This is a genomic window from Variovorax sp. AC103 (assembly GCF_979254005.1).
Genome location: NZ_CEEDFC010000120.1, coordinates 1 through 231, shown reverse-complemented (window position 1 = coordinate 231; position 231 = coordinate 1). Strand labels below are relative to the sequence as shown.

Genomic DNA, 231 nt, shown 5'->3' with positions numbered 1-231 from the left:
GTGGCGATGGCCTGGGTCAGCGCCAGGATGGTGGCGCCCGTCAGGCTGGAGTTGGTGCCGATGACCGCGTTGTGGCCCAGCGCGCTTTGCCACTGCACGCCGAAGTTGGCGGCCTTGGTGGCGTTCACCTCGACGCTGAGCGCCTCGATCATGACCTGCGCGCGGCGCCCGTCGAGCCGGTCGAGCTCCGCGCGCAGCTGGCGGTACTGCGGGTCGGGCGCCGGGTGGATC

The 231-nt window shown here is 71.9% G+C and carries 1 pseudogene; it reads right to left on the bottom strand.

The window, feature by feature from the left end:
- Positions 1 to 231: pseudogene (locus AC0IYU_RS35035) on the bottom strand (type II secretion system secretin GspD); the annotation flags it as partial.